Consider the following 8,593-nt stretch of genomic DNA (forward strand, 5'->3'; position numbering starts at 1 on the left):
GGCCGCCACCGCGCTGCGGCTCGAGGGCGAGCTGGCGGTGGCGCGCGGCGAGTTCGAGGTCGCCCGCCAGCAGGCGCAGGCCCTGCGCGACGACATCCTGCCCGGCGCGCAAAGCGCCTACGACGCCGCCAGCACCGGTTTCGAATACGGCAAGTTCGGTTTCCTCGACGTGCTCGACGCCCAGCGCACCTTGCTGCAGGCGCAAACCCAATATCTGAACGCGCTGGCGGACGCGCACCGCGCGCTGGCCGCCATCGACCGCATCCTCGGAGAAGACCATGAATAAAACGCAGAAAATCACCATCGCCGTCATGGCGATCATTGGACTGTTGCTAGCGGCGTTGATGCTGGTGCCCCGGCGCGGCGCCGGCACGGCCGCGCAGGCGGGTGGGGCGGAGCGCACGGAACACGCGGAGCAGGCGCCGTCGGCGCACGCGGACAAGGCGGCGCCGGAGCAGGGCGGACTTGCCGAGGCGCCGCCGGACAAGATCGCGCTCGACGACACGCAGGCCAGGGCCGCCGGCATCGTGCTGGCCGTGGCGGCGCCGGCGCGGATCGATGCCGCCATCACGCTGCCGGGCGAGATCCGCTTCAACGAGGACCGCACCGCGCACGTCGTGCCCAAGCTGGCCGGCGTGGTCACCAGCGTGCGCGCGGAGCTGGGCCAGAACGTCAGGCGCGGGCAGGTGCTGGCGGTGATCGCCAGCAGCGCCCTGTCCGAGCAGCGCAGCGAGCTGCTGTCGGCCGAACGCCGGCTGGCGCTGGCCACCACCACCTTCGAGCGCGAACGCCGGCTGTGGCAGGACAAGATCTCCGCCGAACAGGACTACCTGCAAGCCAGGCAGGCGCAGAGCGAAGCCGGGATCGCGGTGCGCAACGCGCGCCAGAAGCTCGACGCCATCGGCGCCGGCGCGGGCGCGGGCGCGGGCCCTGCTGCCGGCGGCGCGCAGCTGAACCGCCTGGAACTGCGGGCGCCGTTCGACGGCGTGGTGATGGAGAAGCACCTCGCGCTGGGCGAGGCGGTCAAGGAGGATGCCGCCGTTTTCACCATTTCCGACCTGTCGCAAGTGTGGGCGGAGATCGCCGTGCCGCCGCGCGACCTGGCGCTGGTGCGCGTGGGCCAGACGGTGCTGGTCAAGGCCTCCGCCTTCGACGCCCAGGCCAGCGGCAAGATCACCTACGTCGGTGCGCTGCTGGGCGAGCAGACCCGCACCGCCAAGGCCCGCGTGGCGCTGGCCAATCCCGACCGCGCCTGGCGCCCCGGCCTGTTCGTCAGCGTCGACGTGCCGTCCGGCCGGGCCGCCGGCGCTAGCGCCACCAGCGCCAACGCGGCCGGCGACGCCGCCGTCGCCGTGGCGGCCGACGCCATCCAGACCGTGGACGGCAAGCCGGTGGTGTTCGTCAAGGAGGCGGGCGGCTTCCGCGCGCAGCCGGTCACGCCCGGCCGCAGCGACGGCAAGCTGACCGAGATCGTCCAGGGCCTGCCGGCCGGCGCGCGCTACGCGGCCGCCGGCAGCTTCGTGCTCAAGGCGGAACTGGGCAAGGACGGCGCCGAACATGCGCACTGAAACGGGGGACACCATGTTTGAACGACTGATCCGCTTTGCCATCGCCCAGCGCTGGCTGGTGCTGCTGGCGGTGGCCGCCATGGCCGCCCTCGGCGTCTACAACTACCAGAAGCTGCCGATCGACGCCGTGCCCGACATCACCAACGTGCAGGTGCAAATCAACACCCCGGCGCCCGGCTACTCGCCGCTGGAGACCGAGCAGCGCGTCACCTTCCCGATCGAGACGCTGATGGCCGGCCTGCCCGGCCTGGAGCAGACACGCTCGCTGTCGCGCTACGGCCTGTCGCAGGTCACCGTGGTCTTCAGGGACGGCACCGACCTGTTCTTCGCGCGCCAGCTGGTCGGCGAGCGCCTGCAGCAGGCGCGCGCGCAGCTGCCGGCCGGCGTCGCGCCGGCCATGGGGCCGGTGTCGACCGGCCTGGGTGAAATCTACCTGTGGACGGTGGAGGCCAGGCCGGGCGCGAAAAAGCCCGACGGCTCGCCCTATACGCCGGCCGACCTGCGCGAGATCGAGGACTGGATCGTCAAGCCGCAGCTGCGCAACGTGGCCGGCGTGGCCGAGGTCAACGCCATCGGCGGCTACGCCAAGGAGTACCACGTGGCGCCCGATCCGCAGCGGCTGGCCTCCCACGGCCTGGCGCTGCGCGACGTGGTGGCCGCGCTCGAGCGCAACAACGGCAACGCCGGCGCCGGCTACATCGAGAAGCGCGGCGAGCAGCTGCTGGTGCGCGCGCCCGGCCAGGTGCGCTCGCTCGACGACATCGGCGACATCATCCTGGCCAACGCCGGCGGCGTGCCGCTGCGCGTGCGCGACGTGGCGCAGGTGGCGCTCGGGCGCGAGCTGCGCACCGGCGCCGCCACCGAGAACGGCCGCGAGGTGGTGCTGGGCACCGTCTTCATGCTGGTCGGCCAGAACAGCCGCACCGTGTCGCAGGCGGTGGACCGCAAGATGGCCGACATCAACCGCAGCCTGCCGGCCGGCGTGCACGCCGTCACCGTGTACGACCGCACCACGCTGGTGGACAAGGCGATCGGCACGGTCAAGCGCAACCTGCTGGAGGGCGCGGCGCTGGTGGTGGCGGTGCTGTTCCTGTTCCTCGGGAATATCCGCGCGGCGCTGATCACCGCGCTGGTGATCCCGCTGGCGATGCTGTTCACCTTCACCGGCATGGTCGCGTACCAGGTCAGCGCCAACCTGCTCAGCCTGGGCGCGCTGGACTTCGGCATCATCGTCGACGGCGCCGTGGTGATCGTCGAGAACTGCGTGCGGCGCCTGGCCCACGCGCAGGCGCGCCAAGGCCGCGTGCTCACGCGCGCCGAGCGCTTCGACGAAGTCTTCGCCGCCGCGCGCGAGGCCCGCAGGCCGCTGCTGTTCGGGCAACTGATCATCATGGTGGTCTACCTGCCGATCTTCGCGCTGACCGGCGTCGAGGGCCGCATGTTCCATCCGATGGCGCTGACGGTGGTGCTGGCGCTGGCCGGCGCCATGCTGTTGTCGGTCACCTTCATCCCCGCCGCCGTGGCGCTGTTCATCGGCCAGCACGTGGTGGAGAAGCAGCAGCGCCGCGTCGGCGTGTGGTACGCGGCGCTGCTCGAGCGCGCGCTGGCCGCCACGCCGGTGGTGCTGGCGTTTGCCGGCATCGCGGTGGCGCTGTCGGTGCTGCTGGCCACGCGGCTGGGCAGCGAGTTCGTGCCCAGCCTGAACGAGGGCGATCTCGCGATCCAGGCGCTGCGCATCCCCGGCACCAGCCTGACGCAGTCGGTGGCCATGCAGCAGCAGCTGGAGCTGGGATTGAAGCGCCAGTTCCCCGAGATCGAGCGCGTGTTCGCGCGCACCGGCACGGCGGAAATCGCCTCCGACCCGATGCCGCCCAATGTCTCGGACGGCTACATCATGCTCAAGCCGGAATCGCAATGGCCGGCGCCGAAGAAATCGCACGCGCAGCTGGTGGCCGCGATCCGCCAGGCCGCCGAGCGCCTGCCGGGCAACGCCTTCGAGTTCTCGCAGCCGATCCAGCTGCGCTTCAACGAGCTGATATCGGGCGTGCGCAGCGACGTCGCCGTCAAGCTGTTCGGCGACGACATGGCGGTGCTGGGCGAGACCGCCGCGCGCATCGCCGCCACGCTGGGCAAGGTCGACGGCGCCACCGAGGTCAAGGTCGAGCAGACCGGCGGCCTGCCGGTGCTGACGGTGCGGATCGACCGCGCCAGCACCGCGCGCTACGGCCTCAATGTGGCCGACGTGCAGGACACCATCGCCACCGCCATCGGCGGCCAGCAGGCCGGCACCCTGTTCGAGGGCGACCGCCGCTTCGACATCGTGGTGCGCCTGCCCGACGCGCTGCGCGCCGACCTCGATGCGCTGCGGCGCCTGCCGGTGCCGCTGCCGCGCGCCGGCGGCGACGGCGGCGCGGCCAACTTCATCCCGCTGGGCGAGGTGGCGGCCTTCGACATCGCGCCGGGTCCGAACCAGATCAGCCGCGAGGACGGCAAGCGGCGCGTGGTCATCAGCGCCAATGTGCGCGGGCGCGATATCGGCTCGTTTGTCGCGGAGGCTGAAAAGCGCCTGCAGCAGGTGCGGGTGCCCGCCGGTTACTGGACCACCTGGGGCGGACAGTTCGAACAGCTGCAGTCGGCGTCGCGGCGCCTGCAGGTGGTGGTGCCGGTGGCGCTGCTGCTGGTGATGGTGCTGCTGTTCGCGATGTTCGGCAATCTGAAGGACGGGCTGCTGGTGTTCAGCGGCATACCGTTCGCGCTGACCGGCGGCGTCGCGGCGCTGGCCCTGCGCGGCATTCCGTTGTCGATATCGGCGGCGGTGGGCTTCATCGCGCTGTCGGGCGTGGCGGTGCTGAATGGCTTGGTGCTGATCTCCTTCATCCGCAGCCTGCGCGAGGAGGGGCGCACGGTGGAGCAGGCGATCCGCGAGGGCGCCCTGGGCCGCCTGCGTCCCGTGCTGATGACGGCGCTGGTGGCGTCGCTCGGCTTCATCCCGATGGCCATCGCCACCGGCACCGGCGCCGAGGTCCAGCGCCCGCTGGCGACGGTGGTCATCGGCGGCATCCTGTCCTCCACCGCGCTGACCTTGCTGGTGCTGCCGCTGCTGTACCGGCTGGCGCACCGGCGCGGGCGGGCCGCGGCGGCTTAGCGGCCGGCCGCGGTGTTTACCTTGGGGTCAAGATCATTTCCTGCAGCTCGCGGCGCATGCTGTAGCGGTCCAGGAAATTACTGCCCAGCAGGATGACGGGCAGGCCGCTTTCATGGACCATGGCCTCAAGGTCGCGCAGTTCCGTCTCGCCGATGCGCAGCCGCTCGATATGCACGCGGAAGACGCTGGTGACGCCGTTGGCCGTCGACGCGGTGCCGGGCCGGCCCTTGCGGTAGTCGATGCCGAACCGGCTGGCGTCCGTCGCGGGCAGCGCGATGATGTTGGCGCCGGTGTCGATCAGCATCCGCGCGCTCATGCCGTTGATGCTGCCGTTGGTGTAGAACTGGCCGGAGGAATCCGCGCGCAGGACCAGCGCCCGGCTCGCGCCGTTCGATGCAGGATAGCGGCCCATCGCGATCGTCACCGGCTTGCCATGCTCGGTGATGGTGGCGCCGTCGTTGTGCACGGCCAGCAGGCGGGAGCCCGGCACGATGGTGCTGCCGATCGCGTAGCTGGTCGGTTCGCCGCCGTCCACCGTCAGCAGCGCGCGGTCGCGGATCACGCCCACCAGGTTGATATCGGCCGCGTGGGCGCGGGGGCCGGCAAGGATCAAGCCGGCCGCTAAGGCACAAAGTGGGTGGCGCATGGTCATGGGCGGAAAATCTTGGGAATTAACTAATTGCCGCTGAGCATAACATTTATCGCCGGCGCAAAAATGCGCCAATCCTCACGCAAGGGAGTACATAGGGGGGGTATTTTTTGCGGGGCTCTAAAAGCTCTAAACCCTCTAAATCTATAGAGATCGAACTAAATCGCTAGAAATCGCTCTAAAAAAGGGGCGCGGCATGGAAAAAATAGAGAAATTAGAGTCCGCCGCGCCATGTTTTAGAGTTTTTAGAGCCGAAATTAGAGAAATTAGTGCGAAATCTAGCGAAATCTACCGAAATCTAGTGATTTAGAGCTTTTAGAGCCGGAGAAAAAAATATGCCCCACCCTATACCCCTCCACTTACCGGACGATGTGTTAATCAGCCTGGTGAACCAGGTAGACGAAGGCTGGTACGGCCCGAAGAGCGAGGCCGCGCTGTGCCAGCTGATCCGCGGCTGGGTCGCCAGCCAGCCCGGCGCGGCGGGCCTCGCCGAAGCCGCCGCCGCACCAGCCGTAGCGCCCGAAGTCGGCAAAGGCTATCAATGGAAGCAGCTCTTCCTGCCAAACGGCACTGAATTGCGCACCACCTTTGGCGGCAAAAGCACCTACGCCCAAGTGCAGGACGAAGTCATCCTGAGCAGTGGCAACCCGACCACGCCATCGCGGCTGGCCAACGCCAGCGGCTGCGGCACGCGCAACGCCTGGCACAACATCTGGGTGAGATTTCCCGGCGAATCGACCTGGAAGCTCGCGCGCCGATGCCGGCCGCCGGCGTAGCCGCTTGGCTTAGCCGCCGCCGCAAAAACGCCAGCACCAGCGCCAGCGCCAACGCCAGCCGCGAGGGCTGGCGTTGGCGCGGCGGCGGGCGCTTACTCTTGCGGCGTCAGCGCCAGCGCGGAGCTGAAGTCGCCCATCGGCTTGGCGCCGTTGGCGGCCAGCGCCTTGTCGCGCATGCTCAGGCCATCCAGCACCGGCAGGCTGAAGCGGCGGGTGATGGCGCGCAGGATCGAGGCCGAGTCGTACTGCGTGTGGTCCACGCCCTTCTTCACGTACGGCGAAACGATGATCGCCGGCACGCGCGTGCCCGGACCCCACTTGTCGCCCTTTGGCGGGCTGGCGTGGTCGTAGAAGCCGCCGTTCTCGTCGTAGGTGACGATCACCAGCATGTTCTTCCACTGCGGGCTCTTCTTCAGCTTGGCGATGACGTCGGCGATGTGGGCGTCGCCGTCGGCCACGCTGGCGTAGCCGGGATGCTGGTTCAGGTTACCCTGCGGCTTGTAGAAGGCCACCGGCGGCAAGGTGCCGTTGGCGACGTCGGCCACAAACTGGCTGTCGTAGTCCTTCAGGTGCGCCGCGCGATAGGCCGCGTTCTTCACCGGATCCATGTTGGCGAAGTAGTTGAACGGCTGGTGGTGGAACTGGAAGTTGGGCGGGTTGCCGTTGGCGCCGCGCGGGGCGGCGGTGGTGGCGGCGGTGGTGTCCTTCCAGGCGCCGGCGTACCAGGCCCAGTCGATGTTCTTGCCGCTCAGCAGATCGCCGATGTTCTTCTGCGTCTGCGGCGGCAGCGTGTTGGCCTTGGTGGTGTCGGCGTACAGGCGGGTGCTGTCGTCGGCCGCGTAGCTGTTGCTGCTCGGCTGGTACGGCGGCTGCATGGTGTTGACCGCGTAGAACATGCCGCTGGCGTCGGCCGGCGTGATGGCGCCGTCGTTGGCGTAGGCCGGCGCGCCATTGAGCACGCTGGACGGCGCGGTGGCCGACGGCGTCAGGCGCACGAAGTTGCCCTTGGCGTCGACGTCGATCTTGGCGATCGAACCCTTGGCTACCGAGGTGTCGGCGTTCGGGTACTGTGGCGCGCAGGCGCAGATCAGGTACTGGTGGGTCAGGAAGGAACCGCCGAAGGCGCCGATGTACAGGTTGTCGGCCAGCGCATACTGCTTGGCGATGTCCCACATCTTCATCTTGCTGCCGTCGTAGTAGCCCATGGTCAGGCCGCCGGCGTCGGAGTACGCGGCGAACTTGTCGTTGGCGCCGCCGTTGATCTGCATCTGGTTGTTGTAGAAGCGGTGCACCAGGTCGCGTGTAATGGTGGTCGGCGCCAGGTACAGCGGGCTGTTGGCGTCGTCGATCTGGAACGGCTTGTTGGCCATGCCCACGGTCTGCGCCTGCGAGATCACCACGCTCTGGCCGGCCGCCGTCATGCCGCCCCAGGTCGGCGGCAGGGTCGGCAGCGTGCTGCCGTCGAAGTCCTTCTGCGGCACGTAGGCGCTGGTCGAGGTCGGGTTCACGCCGGGCACGCCGTTGGCGCCGGGGAACAGGCCGTACAGGTTGTCGAAGCCGCGGTTCTCGGCGTAGATGACGACGATGGTCTTGATGTTGTTGAGCGCCAGGCCGCTGCTGAGCGCGGCGGCCATGTCGGCCGGCGCGGCCTGCGCGCTGGCCGCGGCGATGACGTCGGTCACGCCGGCGCTTTCGGCCTTCAGCTTGGCCTGGTCGTCGCCGCTCACCTTGTTGGGGTCGGCCAGCAGGTTGGCTTCGGCCACGCCCAGCTTGGCGGCCAGCTTGGCGCTGGCGGCCGCGAAGTCGCCGCCGTTGGCGTCCATCAGCGCGGCCAGCTCGGTCGACAGCGCGCCGACAATGGCGCCGTGGCCGTCCGGCGCGCGGAACACCAGCTTTTGCGCGACCTTGACGCCGGCGTCGCCGACGGCGTCGTGGCGGATCGCGTCGGTGCCGACGGTGACCAGCAGCGCGCCCTTGTTGGTGCCGGTCAGCGCGAAGCTGCCGTCGGCGCCGGTGCGCACGGACGAGGCGCCGCTGTCGCAGCTGAGCTTGACGGTGGCGCTCTCCAGGCACACCACGGCGTTTTCATAGTAGCTGCCGACCACCTGGCCACGGAGCGCGGGCACGCTGTCGGACGAGCTGCCGCAGGCGATCAGGCCGGCGCCCAGGCCGATAGCCATCAGCATCAGGGGGAGCGGGCGCATCGGGTTCAGTTTCATGTTCTTGCCTTGTGGGTGGGTATCGAAGCGGCCCATGCTAGGTTTGAAATATTTCAGGATGATGAATTTTCATGTTTCGTCATGTATCCTTTCCTATCTGTCATGTAGCGGTCATGTCGCGCTGCTAGGCTTGCGGCATGAAAAGGATCTCACTTGCCCTGGCCGCCGCGTTGCTGGCCGCCTGCCACCAGCAGCCGCCCGCCGCCGCGCCCGCCGTTCCGGCCCCCGCCACCGCC

6 protein-coding genes are annotated in these 8,593 nt (G+C 69.0%); 4 read left to right on the plus strand and 2 right to left on the minus strand.

All coding sequences use genetic code 11. The annotated features are described in order from the left end of the window. The 3 genes from GTP90_RS33730 to GTP90_RS33740 all read left to right on the plus strand — a co-directional run. Positions 1 to 286 (plus strand): TolC family protein (locus tag GTP90_RS33730; protein WP_161087610.1); only part of this gene is annotated, 286 nt, incomplete at its 5' end. Continuing rightward, entirely contained in the window at positions 279 to 1,568 is a 1,290-nt protein-coding gene (locus tag GTP90_RS33735) for an efflux RND transporter periplasmic adaptor subunit (protein WP_161087611.1), read from the plus strand. The genes GTP90_RS33730 and GTP90_RS33735, both read left to right, overlap by 8 nt. A gap of 13 nt (positions 1,569 to 1,581) precedes the next feature. After that, a complete protein-coding gene (locus GTP90_RS33740) occupies positions 1,582 to 4,713 on the plus strand; it encodes a CusA/CzcA family heavy metal efflux RND transporter (protein WP_161087612.1) in 3,132 nt (1,043 codons plus the stop codon). Between the two features lie 16 nt (positions 4,714 to 4,729). Here GTP90_RS33740 and GTP90_RS33745 read toward each other — a convergent pair whose 3' ends face one another. Further along, positions 4,730 to 5,365, minus strand: coding sequence for a retropepsin-like aspartic protease family protein (locus GTP90_RS33745; RefSeq protein ID WP_254452172.1), 636 nt, complete (start codon positions 5,363 to 5,365; stop codon positions 4,730 to 4,732). A 332-nt stretch (positions 5,366 to 5,697) separates the two neighbouring features. On the opposite strand from GTP90_RS33745, the gene GTP90_RS33750 reads away from it, so the two are divergent. After that, positions 5,698 to 6,138: a hypothetical protein gene (locus GTP90_RS33750; protein WP_161087613.1), complete on the plus strand. Its 441-nt coding sequence runs from the start codon at positions 5,698 to 5,700 to the stop codon at positions 6,136 to 6,138. Between the two features lie 92 nt (positions 6,139 to 6,230). Here the strand turns inward: GTP90_RS33750 and acpA are convergent, their stop codons facing one another. Further along, positions 6,231 to 8,357, minus strand: coding sequence for an acid phosphatase (gene acpA, locus GTP90_RS33755; protein ID WP_161087614.1), 2,127 nt, complete (start codon positions 8,355 to 8,357; stop codon positions 6,231 to 6,233). Between the last annotated feature and the right edge of the window lie 236 nt (positions 8,358 to 8,593).

It is taken from the genome of Duganella vulcania (assembly GCF_009857655.1).
GTDB lineage: Bacteria > Pseudomonadota > Gammaproteobacteria > Burkholderiales > Burkholderiaceae_D > Rugamonas > Rugamonas vulcania.

Excerpts from the sequence above, each read along its gene's own strand:
- GTP90_RS33735 (WP_161087611.1), top strand. The coding sequence starts at position 279 with ATGAATAAAACGCAGAAAATCACCATCGCCGTCATGGCGATCATTGGA.
- GTP90_RS33740 (WP_161087612.1), top strand. The coding sequence starts at position 1,582 with ATGTTTGAACGACTGATCCGCTTTGCCATCGCCCAGCGCTGGCTGGTG.
- GTP90_RS33745 (WP_254452172.1), bottom strand. The coding sequence starts at position 5,365 with ATGACCATGCGCCACCCACTTTGTGCCTTAGCGGCCGGCTTGATCCTT.
- GTP90_RS33750 (WP_161087613.1), top strand. The coding sequence starts at position 5,698 with ATGCCCCACCCTATACCCCTCCACTTACCGGACGATGTGTTAATCAGC.
- acpA (WP_161087614.1), bottom strand. The coding sequence starts at position 8,357 with ATGAAACTGAACCCGATGCGCCCGCTCCCCCTGATGCTGATGGCTATC.